The sequence below is a fragment of the Halomonas sp. N3-2A genome (assembly GCF_002216165.1).
GTDB lineage: Bacteria > Pseudomonadota > Gammaproteobacteria > Pseudomonadales > Halomonadaceae > Vreelandella.
Window position 1 is genome coordinate 258,305 of sequence record NZ_CP022286.1, and the last position, 17,011, is coordinate 275,315.

Genomic DNA, 17,011 nt, shown 5'->3' on the forward strand with positions numbered 1-17,011 from the left:
AAATGGACTGATAACTGAAAAAAGGTAAAGAATGAAAGTACTCACGGTATTCGGCACCCGCCCAGAAGCCATAAAAATGGCACCCCTTGCACTGCAGCTTGCCACAGACGAGCGTTTTGAAGCCCGCGTTTGTGTCACCGCTCAGCATCGCGAAATGCTAGATCAAGTGCTCGCTTTATTCGAACTTACTCCAGACTATGACCTGGACATCATGAAGCCAGGGCAGGATCTTAACGACGTTACTTGTGGCATTCTGCAAGGGCTCAAGCCGGTACTGGAAGACTTCAAACCTGATATCGTTCTTGTGCATGGCGACACCGCCACCACCTTTGCGACCACCCTGGCGTGTTATTATCAGCAGATCCCCGTAGGGCATGTTGAAGCAGGCCTGCGGACCGGCAACCTTTATTCTCCCTGGCCGGAAGAGGGCAACCGTAAGCTCACAGGTGCGTTGGCGGCGGTTCACTTTGCGCCTACGGGCACCTCGCAGCAAAACTTACTGGATGAAGGCATTGCCCCAGCGACTATTCAAATAACCGGCAATACCGTGATAGATGCGCTGTTGGAAGTCGCTCACAAGCTGGAAACCAACCAAGCGCTAGCCCTTGAGCAGGCCAAGCGGTTCCCGATGCTGGATGAAAGCAAGCGTTTGATTCTAGTCACCGGCCACCGTCGTGAAAGCTTTGGCGGCGGGTTTGAGCGTATCTGCCAAGCCCTAGCTGATACCGCCGAGCGCCATCCAGATACCCAGATTCTCTACCCGGTACACCTCAACCCCAATGTCCGTGAGCCGGTTAACCGCTTGCTGGCCAGGGTAGATAATGTGCATCTGATTGAACCGCAGGACTACCTGCCGTTTGTCTACCTGATGAACCGAGCACACATTATCCTCACCGATTCTGGTGGCATTCAGGAAGAAGCGCCTTCGCTGGGCAAACCGGTACTGGTCATGCGCGATACGACTGAACGCCCCGAAGCTGTAGAAGCAGGTACCGTCAAGCTGGTGGGCACCGATGTGGCGACCATTGCCAGCGAGCTAACCCGGCTGCTGACCGATAACGACGCTTACACTGCCATGAGCTATGCCCACAACCCCTACGGTGACGGTAAAGCCTGCGAACGCATCCGCGATATTTTGGCTTCACTGTGAAATGTGAGCGCGCTACGCGCTTGTGAATAGCTGCTGACACGATTCACTATTTCTACCCACTATTCACTATTCACTATTCACTATTCACTATTCACTATTCACTATTCACTATTCACTATTCACTATTCACTATTCACGACTCACTATTCACGACTCACTATTCACGACTCACCATTCCTACTCACGGAACACCACATGAAATTCGATACTATTTCCATGATTGGCCTGGGCTATATCGGCCTACCTACCGCTGCTGTTTTCGCTTCCCGCAAGCAGAATGTTATCGGTGTTGATGTTAACCAACATGCTGTCGACACCATCAACAATGGCGAAATCCACATTGTTGAGCCGGAACTGGACATGATTGTTCACGCGGCAGTGAAAGAAGGTTACCTGCGCGCGACTACCACGCCAGAACCCGCCGATGCCTTTCTGGTTGCCGTGCCTACGCCGTTTCATACCGATGAAAACGGCCAAAACCACAAAGCAGATTTAAGCTATATCGAAGCCGCCAGCAAAGCCGTGGCTAAGGTGCTCAAGCCCGGTAACCTAGTCGTATTGGAATCTACCAGCCCGGTAGGCGCTACTGAGCAAATGGCCGCTTGGTTAGCGGAAGCTCGCCCAGACCTGACGTTCCCGCAAACTCACGGTGAAGAATCGGATATTCGTATTGCCCACTGCCCGGAACGCGTATTGCCCGGCCATGTTATCCGCGAACTAGTCGAAAATGACCGCGTGATTGGCGGCATGACGCCCAAGTGCGCCGAAGTGGCCTGCGAGCTCTACAAAATCGTAGTAGAAGGCGATTGTGTATCCACCACCGCCCGCACTGCAGAAATGGCTAAACTGACCGAGAACAGCTTCCGCGATGTGAATATTGCCTTCGCCAATGAGCTTTCCACCATTTGCCATGAGCTAGACATCAATGTTTGGGAACTGATCGCCCTGGCGAACCGCCACCCTCGCGTGAATATTCTTACCCCTGGCGCAGGTGTTGGCGGCCACTGCATTGCTGTCGATCCTTGGTTCATCGTCGATTCCTGCCCGGAACAAGCGAAAATCATCCGTGCCGCCCGTGAAGTGAATGATAACAAACCCCAATGGGTACTGGGCCGCGTCAAAGAAGCGCTAGAGTACTACCACCAGCAACACCCGGATGCCAGACGCAGCGACCTTACCGTGGCCTGCTTGGGCGTTGCCTTCAAGCCAGATATTGATGACCTTCGTGAAAGCCCCGCACTAGGCATTGCACAGCAAGTACAGCAGCTAGGCTGTCGCCTGCAAGTGGTAGAACCCAATATCAAATCACTACCTAAAACGCTGCAAGGCGAGAACACCACGCTTGCCACGCTGGAAGAAGCACTTACCCAAGCGGACGTGGTGTGTGTACTCGTCAAGCACAAGCCGTTTATGGCTAATGCCGAAAATGTACGTGCTAAAGAGAGCGTGATCGACGCGGTAGGGTTACTAGGGTAATTCTTTTTCGACTCGTCATCCCGAGAGGCCCCACACCGTCATTCCCGAGTGGGGTTATCGGGAACCCAGTGAGAGCCCGTCACTCCCGAGTGGCCCCAACCCCGTCATTCCCGAGTGGGGTTATCGGGAATCCATGGTAGAACCGGCGCGATACGCTAGTAACCTTCATGACTGAAAATAAAGTCTCAAAACTCAACGGGTAACAGTAATATACTTCTATGGACGATCTGCTCAATCACGCCCAACAGCTTGCTAACCAGGCTCCTACGCCTATCATCCAGCCAATAGAAGGACGGGTAGCCTACTTAGTAAATCAGGGCCATGGCACAGCGAATGATAGCACTCAGCAACTCGCAGAGGCTTTACACCAGCAAGGCCTTGAGACCCTGTGTATGGTGCGCCCTGGTTGGCCTTGGGATGCTGAAGGGGAGGGATACGAGCTAATTACCCCTGAGTCTGATATCAACGGTGTACGTTATCTCTACTCAACGTTACCCAACAGTGCTTCAGGGTGTGCGCGTGCTACATTAGAGGCTACCGTAGAGAAGCTGATCAAGCTATTACGTGTGTATCGTCCCATGACCGTCCTAGCGGAAACGGCAGGTGTAGGGTTAGCTGCGTGGATCGCTGCAAAACGGCTAGGATTGGCGTTCTTTGGGGTAGAAAGTACTGGACACATACCTGGCGATGTAGTCGAGTCAAAGAGCCTGTTTGTAGCCAAACAGGCTTTGCATCTGTTTGTAATGAGTGAGCAATCAAGAGCGGCGCTATTGACGGACGGTGTGGTTGGAGACGCCATTGAGATACTTGCGAATCAGGTTGAAGATAAAGCATTGCTCAATATGTCTAGTCAACGTATTGCGAAGTTACTCAGGGGAGAGAGACCTGGTAATAAAAAGAGCGTAAAAACCGCCAAAGCCGACGACCTTATTGACCTTGCATACCGGTTGATTGAAACAAAACATGCTGCATCGTCGGAATGTATTAAAGGACGTGTTGCGGTAGTGGTAAACCACGGCCAAAAGGATATTTCTAAGGGATATGCGAAACGCACACAAAAACTTTTCGCATTATTGTGTGAGAATAACTACGGCCCTGTTTTTATTGAGCCTTTTGATGTTAATGAAAACAATAGTGTTCCGAAGTTAAGTGCTTATATGCAAGAAAATACCTGTATGCACTATGACTCTTCGGAAGGGTGGGGGGGGGTTAGTCCAGAAGCTTATTTAAAATCTAGAACTGAATATTATAGCAATCGCTTTAAAGAAGTGTGTCCTGAAGCCGTTATTGTTAGCAGTGACTTTTCTGTAGCACTACCAGCAATAATTGCAGCGAAGCAGCTTTCATTGCCTGTTATGAAAGAGCACCTTCACTATGCGGATGCCTTTTTAGATGAGCTGAAACAGCCTTTTTTTGAGCTAATGAGCTTTGTCGAACAATTTAAAATAGAACAAAGTTGTTTTAATTTAGCTAATCATAGATTTTACCTGTTTTATGACGATGAACGAAGCTTTGATGCATTTTTGAGCTGTTTGAATGAGGCTGTTCAACGTAAAGGAACGAGTTTGTCTCAAATAAAAATTGGTTCTAAAAAAGCTCATAAGATAAGTCTTGATATTACAGCTAGTGGTTTATACTACCTCGAACTTGACGTTGAAGATGAAGCGGGTGGGAACCCAAAAGGTGTGGTCGCAAGTTTTAGGTTCTTTGATGATAGTGGTAGTCTAAAAAAAGAGAAATTGCCAGGGTTCTCCGCGTCGAAGGCTTATCCTAATTATCAATATATTGATACAAGTAAAGGTAGCGGTACTAAAAAGGTTTGTGTTTTCTCAATCCCTGCTGGTATTGCCAGAGTAGAAGTAGATGTTGTGGCTTTTGTCGCTCCAAAAGGTTTGAGATTGAGTAATATTCGCTTGGGGAACGTTAAGGTTGAAGATTCTTCAGTCTGGCTAACATACCAAGTACCTGGACTGGGTTGGGTTAAGCTTTTAGAGCCTTATGTGCATAAGGAAGGTGCCGTGAGCCTGCGGCTTGCACTGCTTAGTTATAAATACGAGCTTTCTAAGCATCGTAACGATTTGGCACAGCTCAATGGAGCCGTTCTAGAAATGGTGGAGTTGAATCGCACTTGGTTACCTGAAATTGCTTATTTTGATAAAAAGTTGAGTCTACCCGTTAATAATAAATTGACGGTTGCCCACTTGCATAAAACTGCTTACCCTTATGAAAATACTGGAGGGGCAATTCGTTGTTTGAATACTGCATTATCTCAGCAGCGTATTGGCATTGATCCATACATTATTACTCCTATTGGTTACCCAAGGTTTGTGGGCATAGAGGGAGTTAAAAGCCTCGAAATTATCGAAGGGATCGAACACTTTCGAATTGGGGCTAATACTGATGGTTTGAGAGGGCTTGCCCTGCCTGATCGGACTAGTTATTCAGCTTTTCATATAGCCAAAATTTTAAAAGCTCGCGGAGCTAGCCTTATTCATGCAGCGTCTGGGGTCAGAGGTTATGAATTGGCTCTGCAAGCATTGGCTTTGAAAAAATTGACTGGTTTACCATTATTATACGAAGTTCGTTCGTTCCATGAACATACCTGGACACCTGTGCGTAGTGATGTAATGGAGCTGGAGCGAACTGAGTTACGTGTCATTAAAGAAAACTTCTGTATGGAAGAAGCCGATTTCGTTACGACCATTTCATACAGCATGAAGAAGATATTGATTGAGCGTGGAGTCAGACCGGATAAAATCGAGGTCATTCCTAATGCGATTGATGAAAGTAAATATTTAGGTAAGGTGTTTGAATCGGCTTCTATCCCTATGCTTGAAGGCGCTGATTTTGTCATTGGCTATATTTCTAATATGTCACGCCGAGAAGGTCATAAATATCTTATTGAAGCAATTAAAAAGCTAAGAGAAGAGACTGGTTCGGACATCCGCGGCTTATTGGTGGGTAACGGGCCTGAGCGTAAAAGTCTTGAACATCTTGCACTGAAACTAGGAATGAAAGATCTTATCTTTTTTTCAGGTGAAATTGATCATAACGAGATAAATGCTTATTACAAGGCAATAGATCTCTTTGTCATTCCGCGTATTCCAGACTACGCCGCTGATTGGGTAACACCTCTCAAGCCTTATGAGGCGATGGCGCTGGAACGGCCTATCATTGTGACAGACCTGCCCGCACTCAAGGAAATTGTAGGTGAAAATGAAGAGCGTGGACTAGTGGCTAAACCTGCTGATGTTGAGAGCCTCGTAGAAAAGTTAAAGCTATTGATTGAAGACAGCACACTTCGTGAAAGCAAGGTAGCTGCAGCAAAACAATGGGTGTTTGCTGAGCGAACCTGGAGTGCTAATGCCAAACGTTATGAAAGTATCTATCGTCGCTTGATAGAAGAAAATGTGACTGCCAGAGAGGTGCTGGATGCTTAATATTATCGACCGTCCTGAAAAGCTCTGGCAAGAGTGTGCCAAACTGGCTAAATCAACCGCTGTTATAGGTGCCGAGCTATTTGACAACCCGGACGATCACTTTGTCTTGGCTTATGGGCCAGTTGCTCAGCGCAATCAATTTCAGGCACTTTTATATTCCGCTCAGGAGAAGTTCAACGTCAGTATTCTCCCTATACATGACCTTGGTCTGTGCGGTGATATTCCCTGGCCGGGTAAAGTGATTTGCCACTTTCATTGGATTCATGACAAAACAGGTCAGGCGAAGACCGAGGCAGAGGCGGATGAGGCAGTGGTGTATTGGGAAAACCTATTGCGCCGCATTAAGGAGAATGGCCACAAAATTGTATGGACCGTTCACAACGTAATGCCTCATGAAACTGTATGGGTTGAGCAGGACAGAAAGATCCACCAGATGATGGCCGATGCCGCCGATGCTTTGCACGTGATGGCAAGCGATAGCGCCAAACTGACGGAACAGTTTTATACACTTGATGAGAGCAAGATGTTTGTAGTGCCTCACCCTACCTATGAAGGCGCACAGCCGGATGAAATATCCCGTCATGAGGCGCGTACCCAACTGCAGATTGATGAAGACGAGTTTGTTTTTCTCTCCTTCGGCGCGATCATGGAGTATAAGGGGTATGATCGTCTTATGGCCGCTTATGATCAACTTCGCTGCAAGACGAGAAAGAGAACCCGCTTGGTTATTGCCGGGTTACCATCGGATAAAACGTTGGTCGAAAAGATTACCGCTTGGGGCGAAGGTAAGCCTGACGTGATCCTCGATATGACCCCAGTGCCTCACGACAAGCTGCAGGTCTATTTCCGTTCGGCGGACATTGCGGTATGCCCCTATCGGCGGACCATGAATTCCGGGGCAGCGATGATGGCGATTACTTTTGATCTTCCGGTGTTGGGGCCTAATAGCGGTGGTTTTCTGGATATAGAAACCAGCGGCTGTGGTGTCACCTTTGAGAACACCAGTGATACCGAACTATTCGAGAAAATGTGCTATTTGACCGATAGTCAAATAGTTTCGCCGGAGGGGCTGGCGAATGCCAAGCAAGGACTGGTTCCTGCTGCCGTGTCAGATTCTTTTTTTAATAATATTAAGCAAGTGGTGGCCTAATTGGTAGAGTATTCGTCTTCTCCTTATGTAACCTGGATCAAGCATTTATCAGACTATCCTCAAAATGCTAAAGTGGTAGTGGCCAGTGAACAACAGTTTGAAATCTTGGTGCATCCTGGCCATCAATCTATGATTATTCCCTCCTTAGGGAACATTTATGAAGTAATTGATCAAGAAGATAAAACGTTACAGCTATATTTCTACTCACTTGGCTGGGTGATACCTGTCCTGTCAGGTGGCGATAAACAAGAGATTTCAGCCGCTCTTAAGGTTGTCGAGAGTGTTCTAGATATCACCCCAGACGAAGAGCGCTCAGGTGCCTGGAATATGCTCTGGGATGACCACGCAATCTGTGAGCGTTTGTGTGTGTTGCTTGAATTAAAAGAGCTGCTGGTCGTCAGCAGTGTGCTTGGTGAAGCGGTAATACAAAAGATAGATGACCATGTAAAAGCGATTATCCGATATCTTGCCGAAATATTAGATAACGAAAAATGGAAGAACAACAATCACCGTGTTTTCCATTTATTAGCAGCCTTTATTTACGCTCACGCGACTACTGATGAAGAAGGGAAAAATAAATTCAGAGGTCAAATTGAGGGCTTTATAAACGAATTGATTGACCAAGAAACTGGCTTCTCTCTAGAACAGTCAATAGCCTATTGTTTCTTTGATCTAGTTATTGTCAAGAATATTATTGAAACCATGAGTGGCTTATCAGCTGGATTGAATGTCGACGCCGAGCTGATCGAAAATAACTTGAATAGCCATATAGCGGCGATTTCATTCCCAGATGGAAGTATGCCTGCTTCGGGTGATTCGGCGCATGGTCGAATGCTCAGCTCCTATCAGAAAAAGTTCATGCCTGAAAACAGTGCATTGGCCGAACATTGGCGTCGCTTGGACAAGATCGGTTACTACCGTGGTGGTGCCAATGATGATAGCGTTCATTTCCTGACGCTTTCCCATAATGCGGAAAGCGCGCATGGTCATGCCTCACCACTGCACACTGATATATGGTTTGCCGATTTTGGTTTCCTTATGGTGGATGCAGGTGGTCCATATAAATACGGTTCAAAGATAAGATATCAGTGGTACAGGGCGGCCAGGGGCCATAACTCTCTTTCCTTGACGGCATCAAATCAACAGGAACTGAAAAAGCTGTCAATCGATGTTGACTACAACCGTTCTGGATTGCGTGGAGAGGCGGAATTCAAATCCTCTTCGCACAGTCGTTCAATTTTCGCATACAGCAATGAGCTCTATATCCATGAAGCTGTAACGGCAGACGAGGAGTGGGAGGTTTATTATAATTTTGCGGAGGGTGTTGAGATAACTCTCTTGCAGAAAGGTAGTTATGAAATCACGAAGCATGGCAGTATTGGCCGGCTAATACTTACTACCAATATTAATTCTTCATCTTTAAAAATTCAGCATACAGAGCGATGTGTAGGGCATTCTAAATCAGTATTAGCACCCTCTTTAATCGTGTCAAGTGACGCTGAAATTATCGACTGGAATATCACAATAAAAAGTGTATAGATAGATTGGTGGTGAATAAAATGAAGTTAAATAGTTTTGACGACATTCTTAAGCACTATATCTTAATGCCTGATACGTTTTGGCCCGAGGATACGGTATTTCATCGTCGTAACCGTGAAAAACTTGTAAAAGCACGTGCAGTGGTCAAAGAGTTTGATGATGATAGCCTGCAAGCCCGTTTAAAAGAAGATTTGGAGAAGCGTTACGAAGAAAAGCATAAAGCATTATATGTGATTAGTTGTGGTTCATCCGGTTGTCATTTCCTAGGTGAAATGCTCTCTTTAATAGGCAATTTTGATCTAATCAAAGAGGTTTACTATCCGCCAGAGTTAATGCGGCTATGCCGAGAAGGTGAGCTTTCCGAGAAAGAGCGGATGATGTTATTTGATCTGGTTAGCTACTTCCCCTCACGAGGAATAAAAAAGAAGCAGCCTGATATAGTGCCGATTAATATCATGCATCTCCGCTCAGACACACCGACAAGGTATGTCAAAGAGATGGGGGGGCATCATCTTATACTCCTGATGCGTAATCCATTTGATATTGCCTACTCGCGTACCTTTCGTAAGGATGACTATAGGGCTGAGGCTGATCCAAATGCTTCAGATATGGATTATTTAAAAAAGCAAATCAGTAATGTTAAGAGATTTTATCGTCTAGCATTACAGGAGAGAAATGTATTTGATGATGTTGTTAGGTATGAAGACTTAGTTAGAGATCCCTATTCGTCTTTGCACGATTTGCTATTTGTTGCCAAGGAAAAATTTCCAGAAGCATGGAAGAGTAAGACGCGGATTACAAAAGTGAACCAACTTGTTGGTAATAATGGTTCAATAAATTTTAATTCTAAAAAGAAAAAAGTGCTAGACAGGCAAGTGTCAAGATTGCTTAAAGAAGAGCTTGATGTCCTTTGTTCGGATCTTGGGTTTTCTTTGCCTGACTACATTGATTCTTATTGATCCTGATGTTGTTTTAGGTTTGTATTTCGCGACTAGTTAAAGGTAAGGGTGAGAGCTGATAGTCTTAATTTTAGAAGGTTGAGTAGTGTTTTTTTTGTTAAAGGCCAGTAAGGAAAAGTTTTAGTCGTTTTTTTTTAACGATAACTTTTTTATGTTGGCGATGTTGAAAAGGCGGGCTCAATGACCATGTGCAACACCTAATCTATCAGGTAGGGTATTGCCATTACTCACTGTTATCGCCATCTTTCTGCTGAAGTCCGCGCTGCGCATGATGCTGATGCTGGGTAACCACTCGATTAGCGCTATCGCCCGTCAGCTGGGATGCGCGCCCAGAGAACTGGTGCCCCATACTGTTAGGCGCTGACAAAGCGTATGACGCCAGCCTCTCCGTTGCCCGAAGCTGAAGCTCGATAGTGAGCTTTTCGAGCTGGTGGCCCACCTGCTCGCAAGTACTGGCCACCAAAGCAAATAGCACACACACAGAAGCGTATGTTCCCTAATTACACTCACCACTATGTCTAACACGAAGCTATCTACAACATGTCTAACACGAAGCTATCTACAACGCGCTTTACCTCCTGCCACGCGGCTTGCTCAAGAAGGAGTTGATTGCCTGTTTGCTTCAGAGGAAAGGTGACGACGCCCTCGCAGCCGTGGCAAGGATAGGCGACAATAGATTCCCGGCTTGATCAGCATCCATCTGCGGTCTCCTGAGATCTAAGACCGCCTGATACCTAGCCATTGGGAGGGAGAACCCATTATGGGTTCCAACAACAACCGCTCTGCCGTCGGTACGTTGGTAGAGCGAACGACGCGTCTGTCGATCTTGGCGAAAGTGGATGGCACCACAGCCACAGCAGCGGCTGTTGACTTCAGTGACAAGCTCAATGAGGTGCCGCGCTCTTTGCGCTTGTCCATGACCTATGATCAGGGCAAAGAGATGGTGAAGCATGCCGAGATCATCCATAAAGCGAGTACTTTGCGGACCTGCATAGCCCATGGCAGAGGGGGGGGGCAATGAAAACACCAATGGGCTGTTGAGGCACTACCTGCCGAAGGGCCTGTAAGTCTACAGCCAGAGAGAGCTCGACGAGATCGCCGACTCACTGAATACACGACCGTGCAAGACACTGCACTGGCGCGCGCCGTTAGAAGTCTACGCCGAGGTGCTCAAGAAATCCGTTAACGGACCGAGTGTTCGTCGATAGCGTTGCACTTAGAACTTGAGGCCGCCGTACTTCGCTTATAATAAAATGATAAATAATGTTTTAAATTAAGAGGTGTTTGTATTCTCTTTCTTTAGTTTTATTTTGCAGGGTTAAGTTTTTTTAGAATTTTTAATTTGGAGCTTTATGAATATTTTAATTATTGCAGGTGGTGCAGGCTCTCGCCTATGGCCCGTTTCACGTGAAGCAAATCCTAAGCCTTTCATCAAGATGGAAGACGGACTGTCGCTACTTCAAAAAACTTTTCTGCGTGGCAAAGGGGCAAGTAATATAGAGAGTGTTACTACAGTCACTAATCGCGAGTTATTCTTCCGCACAGAGGATGAGTACCGCGAACTTTCGCCTTCTATACCGCTTCATTATCTGCTGGAACCTTTTGGGCGTAATACGGCACCGGCTATCTGCGCGGCTGCTGTGGAGCTTAAAGAGCGCTATGGCGACGATGCGTTGATCCTCGTCTTACCAGCCGATCATTTGGTGAAAAATGAAGAAGCCTTCAATGAAGCGGTTGCTTTAGCTGCGGAAGCAGCATCGGAAGGAAAATTAGTGACTTTCGGCATTAAACCAACTCATGCAGAAACCGGGTTTGGGTATATTGAAGTATCCGTGGGTGACAATGTAGCCTCGAACCAGGTACTTGATGTGGCGCGTTTTGTTGAGAAGCCAAGCCTTGAATTAGCGGAGCAGTATCTGGAAGGAGGGCTGCACCTCTGGAATTCCGGTATGTTTTGCTTCCGCGTGGGTACCTTGATGGATGAGCTGAACATTCATGCCCCTGAACTTGTTCAGATTGTGAGGGTTGCGCTGGGGGCATCTAGTCACAGCGAGGGAAAAGGGCACACGGTTACCCGGTTAATGCCTGAAACCTTTGGTCAAGTGGTTGATGATTCCATCGACTATGCCTTAATGGAGAAGTCCGAGCGGGTAGCAGTGGTGCCCTGTGACCTGGGCTGGAGCGATATTGGTTCCTGGCAAGCCATGTCAGATCTCACCGAGTCCGACGAGGCAGGCAATCGTGTAGTGGGGTCTGCGGAGCTTGAAGGTTGCCACAATATATATATCCGCAGTCCGGACCGATTAACAGCAGCGGTAGGCGTTGAGGATCTAGTGATTGTGGACACCGCTGATGCCTTGTTAGTTGCCCATAAGGACCGAAGCCAAGATGTCAAAAAAATTGTTCAGCGTTTAAAAGCTAATGGAAATGAGCTTCATCAGCATCACGTGACTGTTCACCGGCCATGGGGCACTTATACGGTGTTGGAAGAAGGTGAAGGTTTCAAGATGAAACGCATTGAGGTCAAACCGGGCGCGTCCTTGTCTCTGCAAATGCACCACCACCGTAGCGAACATTGGATTGTTGTGAGAGGAACGGCGAAAGTCGTGAATGGCGACCAAGAAATTTTGCTGCGTACCAATGAATCAACTTATATTCCTGCAGGGCATCAACATCGCCTGGAAAACCCGGGCATCATGCAATTGGTAATGATTGAAGTCCAAAGTGGTGATTATCTGGGCGAAGATGATATCGTCCGTTTTGAAGATAATTACGGTCGGTGCTGATAATGGCAAAAGTCATCAAAGATGTTATAGAACAGAGTGGCATTGCATTTGGCACCAGCGGGGCAAGGGGATTAGTAGAGCAGTTTGATAATGATGTTTGTGCGGCTTTTACAGCCGCTTTTTTATCTGTAATGCGTGAGCATGGCGAAGTTAGCCAGGTAGCTATCGGACTGGATCGCCGCCCAAGCAGCCCTGGCATGGCAGCGGCTTGCAGTGCGACGGCCAGAGCGCTGGATATTGAAGTGTCTGATTATGGTGTGCTGCCAACGCCCGCGCTAGCGCTTCAGGCGATGGCAGATGGTGTGCCTGCTATTATGATCACCGGTAGCCACATTCCTTTTGATCGGAACGGTATCAAATTCTATCGACCTGAGGGGGAAATCACCAAGGCAGATGAACAAGCTATCATGCAGGTGGCCGAAGAACTCCCCATGCTGGGCATCATAGAGCGTGAACCAGAAAATGAGGCTGCCAACCGTCGTTATCTTTCTCGTTACAGTGAATGGTTTTCAGGACAACCGCTTAATGGCTTAAGGATCGGACTTTATCAACACTCAGCTGCGGGGCGTGATCTTAACCAAGCGGTGTTGAAGGCACTGGGTGCTGAGGTCGTGGTTCTAGGGCGCAGCGAGCAGTTTGTACCGATAGATACTGAAGCTGTTAGCAGTGAAGACCGTATCAAAGGTAGAGACTGGGCAAGGCAATATCAATTGGATGCACTGCTTACCACAGACGGCGATGGTGACCGCCCTCTGATGGCTGATGAACAAGGGAACTGGCTGCGTGGTGATATCGTCGGTCTTCTGTGTGCTCGTGAACTCGGCATTGAGGCATTGGCTGTTCCTGTCAGTTGCAATACAGCTATAGAAACGTGTGGTGTTTTTGACCAGATAGAGCGAACCCGTATAGGCTCTCCTTATGTTCTTTCAGCAATGGAGTGCCTTGCTGGTAAATATAGCCGTGTGGCAGGTTTTGAGGCTAATGGTGGCTTTCTTCTCGGTACTGCGTTGATAGAGAAAGAGAAGCGTTTGGATGCATTGCCAACACGTGATGCTTTGCTGCCGGCATTAACCTTGATGGTGGCTTCAGCCCGAAACGGAAAAGCGCTTTCTGCCTTGGCAGAAGAAATTCCGAAACGCTATACGGCCAGTGATCGTTTAAAGAACTTTCCTACAGATCGAAGCAAATTTTTGCTGGCTCAATGGCAAGAAAATCTAGCCGTCATGCAGCAAGCGCTTGGTTTCAAGCACGCCATCATCAAAGTGGATACGACCGATGGGCTGCGTGTTACTTTCGATAATGGTGATATATTACATTTTCGCCCTTCAGGCAATGCGCCTGAACTGCGTTGTTATGCTGAAGCAAACACACAAAAAGAAGCAGAAGCGATGGTTGTCAATGTATTGCAAAAAGCCAGAAAATAAAATATCGGCTAAACCAACCTGTAAAAATAAAAGAGGGCTGTATGAATTTTTTTTTATGGTCTGATGCTTCTGGTGATCGTTATAAAATGACGCTTAAGCAAGAGCCGCTTCAGCCCTTTCTTTTCTTGAGCTTTCTAGAGTTTGCGCAAGCCGAGGCTGTTCTTGATATCGGTGCAAATGTCGGGGTGTATAGCTTGCTTTCCACCCTGTCTGACTCAGTTGAAAAAGTTTATGCATTTGAACCTGATAATGACGCTTATGAGCAGTTGAAAAGAAATGCACTTTTAAACAGTTTGAGCGATAAGCTAATAGCTAGCAACTCACCTGTCTCAGATAAAATCGGTGTTTTGAGATTTGGTACCCATTTGCCAATGTCAGGTGTTAATAGCGTAGTCGATTCTTCGATTCATGATCCGAAGATATTTAAAGATACAAAAGATGTTGAATCAGTAACTATTGACTCTTTGGTGAGCTTGAAGGGAAAAATTTTAGGCTTGAAGATAGATGTAGAAGGACATGAGCTAAATGTTATTCGCGGCGCTAAGGAAGTGCTACTTGCTTCACCCGCATTTATTCAGATTGAACATTATGCAGGTGATAATATTGACCATGAGTTGGAAGGGTTAGGTTATTTCCGCTTTTTTGTGGCGGGTCATGATCATTATTTTACCAATATTAGTAACTTTGCTAGCCCGTTATTTGTTAAGTCTTCTTTGGAGTACGCTAGTGCCTGTCTCATTGAGAGTCAGTTGGAAAGGTGGCCTGTTAATAAAACTATTAAAAGTGCGCTGACCTTAGATTATGAAATAAGCGGTAATCTGGTAAAGGTATGGTCAAAAAAAGATGATAGGTTTTTTACAGATGATGTTGAGTACGCCTTTTACTTAATGGAAAATGGAAAAAAAATTGACGAGGCTTGGTATTCATCTGATGGAGTTGCATCCTTTACCATAAATGAAGAAGCCGAGAAAGTTGAAATAAAAGGATTTGTTCGTGAAAAAAATATGCCCGATAAAAAAATAGCAGTTGGAGTTTTTGTTAAGCATCCCGTTATTGGTTATCGCCCAGAGTCAGCTGTAAAGAATGCTTTAGGCTTGCCTAGTAAACATGCTGCGGTTTTTAATTGGTTGTATGGCTTAAATTTGGGTTCTGAAGATGTTGAAATTTCTCTTCTGGGTTATGCTGCCAAGTTTGAAAGCTTTGTCCATATAGGCGGGAATTCGGATTTTTTAAATCTATTAGAAGGAAAAGACTTTGAGTTTGATAAGAAGTATGTTATTGGTCGTTGTGGCGGGTTTGGTTTAAGTGCTAAGCTTGAAAATAATTTTTCAGAATGTATAAGTGATAAAAGTTTCGAGAAATATTTGGTTAAAGACTCTCAATGTCTTGAGTCTGCCTGCGTGAACCTGATAAAAAAAATAAAAACGCCAACACTGATATTGTTAAGAGGCCAGTTTCTCGCTGATATTGAAGCTGATGTCTCATCGTTGTGGGTGTTGTTCGAAGGGCTACCTCTAGGCAGTGTTCTTTATGCTGAAAAATTGTCCAACGCTTCGTATCGTAATGCATTGCATGACATGGCTATTAAAAACGATATTGAAATAAAATGGCTGCCCCCTGCTTCAAACATCCTGCCACGTAATAGGCAAGAAAATTATTTGAAAGAACTTAGCATAGCTAATGCAATGTCTGCTGATTTTTTTGATACGGCCTCATCTTTATTGCGTCAGGGTATGCATCCTGAAAAAGCGCTAGGTTTAGACTTCTCCTTGCCTGAAGAGAGAGGTTGATGGCCTGCTAGGAACTGTGCTTCCCTTTGAGTATGGATTCCCGAGTGTCCTACCATTCCGTCATTCCTGCGTGCCCTTAGCGGGAATCCATGTTGGTTTAGGTGAACGGGCTTCAGTGGGGAAGGTCAAATTGGATTCCCGATAACCCCTCTCGGGAATGACGGAGCTGGGGTGGGGTCGGTTTTTGGTTTTACTTTTATCATTATGACCCCGCATCGGTGTGGTTAGTAGTTCGCTTACGAAATAACAGAGATGTAATTAATGCCATTTTTTTTTCTACATATACCTAAAACTGCTGGGACTAGCTTTCGACTGGGCGCGGAAGCGTACTTTTCGAAGGAACGAATTGTTTATGACTATGGTGCAAACTCTAAAACCACGTCTCCGCTCGTCAAAGAGTCTTTGCATGTCGATCAGCCAGATTTTTGGCAGTTCAATAAGGCGTTCTTAGCAAATAACCCCGCTATGATCTGTGGGCATGTGCCTGTCGCTCGGTTCGTTTCTTTAATCGGCGTAGGACGTACGATTACCTTTCTACGCGAACCGCTGCAGCGAATTGCGTCTGAATATGGCCATTTTGTCAGAAATATGGATTACAAAGGGGGCTTCAAAGAGTTCTATTCATCTCCGGCGATGGTTAATCGTCAGCGACGAGCCCTGAATGGGGTGAACCCTGAAGCGATTGGCTTGCTGGGTTTAACCGAGCGTTACACGGAAAGCTTGGAAATATTAAATGATAGCTTTGCAACCGATATCGTTGAGCGTAAAGACAATCTAGGTAAGCGTATTCCGCTGGCTGAGCATAAGCTGGATCAAGACGACATTGATGAACTCACGCGGCTGAATAAACGAGACATTATGCTTTATAAGCATGCATGTGCGTTATTTGACGCGCGCTATGCCATGTTTAAACTGAACCAGCCGTGGGCGCATGCGCGTCTTGTTGAAGCTAATACAGCACGTATCAGCGGTTGGGCGTGGTGGGCGAATGGAAATGATGAGCCAGTAGATATTGAACTGTGGGTGAATGACGAGCATACCACCACCCTGCGAGCGGTCGAGCTGCGCAAAGAGTTGAGTCGCTTGCTGCCACCCCGTGGTGGATACGTGGGTTTCCACCTACCCATTAAGCTATTGCCGGGCGATACGGTGCAATGCCGGGTTGCCGCAACAGGGCAGTGGTTTCCGCTTAGGCCGCAACGCGTTACGGAGCCCTCTCGCTGAACTTCTTGTTGCTCCGTGTCGTCAAACGGACATCGATATCTGCCCGCTTGCGTGCGGGCTTTCCTTTCTCTGC

At 46.4% G+C, this 17,011-nt stretch carries 10 protein-coding genes and 1 pseudogene; all 11 read left to right on the top strand.

Going from position 1 to position 17,011, the window contains the following annotated elements:
* Positions 1-31 precede the first annotated feature (31 nt).
* The 11 genes and pseudogenes from wecB (at position 32) to CEK60_RS01230 (ending at position 16,938) form a co-directional block, all read left to right on the top strand.
* Positions 32-1,150 (top strand): non-hydrolyzing UDP-N-acetylglucosamine 2-epimerase, encoded by a 1,119-nt coding sequence (wecB, locus tag CEK60_RS01180; RefSeq protein ID WP_089037460.1) that lies wholly within the window; start codon positions 32-34, stop codon positions 1,148-1,150.
* 195 nt (positions 1,151-1,345) lie between these two features.
* Positions 1,346-2,626, top strand: coding sequence for a UDP-N-acetyl-D-mannosamine dehydrogenase (gene wecC / locus CEK60_RS01185; RefSeq protein WP_089037461.1), 1,281 nt, complete (start codon positions 1,346-1,348; stop codon positions 2,624-2,626).
* A 218-nt stretch (positions 2,627-2,844) separates the two neighbouring features.
* Complete coding sequence (locus tag CEK60_RS01190; RefSeq protein ID WP_089037462.1) at positions 2,845-6,066, top strand: glycosyltransferase; 3,222 nt, start codon at positions 2,845-2,847, stop codon at positions 6,064-6,066.
* Complete coding sequence (locus tag CEK60_RS01195) at positions 6,059-7,216, top strand: glycosyltransferase (protein ID WP_089037463.1); 1,158 nt, start codon at positions 6,059-6,061, stop codon at positions 7,214-7,216. The genes CEK60_RS01190 and CEK60_RS01195 overlap by 8 nt, the downstream gene beginning before the upstream one ends.
* Positions 7,217-8,755: a heparinase II/III family protein gene (locus tag CEK60_RS01200; protein WP_089037464.1), complete on the top strand. Its 1,539-nt coding sequence runs from the start codon at positions 7,217-7,219 to the stop codon at positions 8,753-8,755.
* A gap of 20 nt (positions 8,756-8,775) precedes the next feature.
* Positions 8,776-9,714 (top strand): hypothetical protein, encoded by a 939-nt coding sequence (locus CEK60_RS01205; protein WP_089037465.1) that lies wholly within the window; start codon positions 8,776-8,778, stop codon positions 9,712-9,714.
* A 222-nt stretch (positions 9,715-9,936) separates the two neighbouring features.
* Positions 9,937-10,922: pseudogene (locus CEK60_RS01210) on the top strand (IS30 family transposase).
* A 144-nt stretch (positions 10,923-11,066) separates the two neighbouring features.
* Complete coding sequence (locus tag CEK60_RS01215; RefSeq protein ID WP_089037466.1) at positions 11,067-12,500, top strand: mannose-1-phosphate guanylyltransferase/mannose-6-phosphate isomerase; 1,434 nt, start codon at positions 11,067-11,069, stop codon at positions 12,498-12,500.
* Between the two features lie 2 nt (positions 12,501-12,502).
* Positions 12,503-13,924 (top strand): phosphomannomutase, encoded by a 1,422-nt coding sequence (locus CEK60_RS01220; protein ID WP_089037467.1) that lies wholly within the window; start codon positions 12,503-12,505, stop codon positions 13,922-13,924.
* Between the two features lie 41 nt (positions 13,925-13,965).
* On the top strand, positions 13,966-15,714 hold the full coding sequence (locus CEK60_RS01225) for an FkbM family methyltransferase (RefSeq protein ID WP_089037468.1): 1,749 nt from the start codon (positions 13,966-13,968) through the stop codon (positions 15,712-15,714).
* Positions 15,715-15,975: 261 nt separating this feature from the next.
* Entirely contained in the window at positions 15,976-16,938 is a 963-nt protein-coding gene (locus CEK60_RS01230) for a sulfotransferase family 2 domain-containing protein (RefSeq protein ID WP_089037469.1), read from the top strand.
* Positions 16,939-17,011 lie beyond the last annotated feature (73 nt).

Bases quoted from the DNA above. Each gene is read 5' to 3' on its own strand.
- CEK60_RS01195 (WP_089037463.1), top strand. From the start codon at position 6,059: ATGCTTAATATTATCGACCGTCCTGAAAAGCTCTGGCAAGAGTGTGCC.
- CEK60_RS01220 (WP_089037467.1), top strand. From the start codon at position 12,503: ATGGCAAAAGTCATCAAAGATGTTATAGAACAGAGTGGCATTGCATTT.
- wecC (WP_089037461.1), top strand. From the start codon at position 1,346: ATGAAATTCGATACTATTTCCATGATTGGCCTGGGCTATATCGGCCTA.
- CEK60_RS01225 (WP_089037468.1), top strand. From the start codon at position 13,966: ATGAATTTTTTTTTATGGTCTGATGCTTCTGGTGATCGTTATAAAATG.
- CEK60_RS01215 (WP_089037466.1), top strand. From the start codon at position 11,067: ATGAATATTTTAATTATTGCAGGTGGTGCAGGCTCTCGCCTATGGCCC.
- CEK60_RS01230 (WP_089037469.1), top strand. From the start codon at position 15,976: ATGCCATTTTTTTTTCTACATATACCTAAAACTGCTGGGACTAGCTTT.
- CEK60_RS01205 (WP_089037465.1), top strand. From the start codon at position 8,776: ATGAAGTTAAATAGTTTTGACGACATTCTTAAGCACTATATCTTAATG.
- CEK60_RS01190 (WP_089037462.1), top strand. From the start codon at position 2,845: ATGGACGATCTGCTCAATCACGCCCAACAGCTTGCTAACCAGGCTCCT.
- wecB (WP_089037460.1), top strand. From the start codon at position 32: ATGAAAGTACTCACGGTATTCGGCACCCGCCCAGAAGCCATAAAAATG.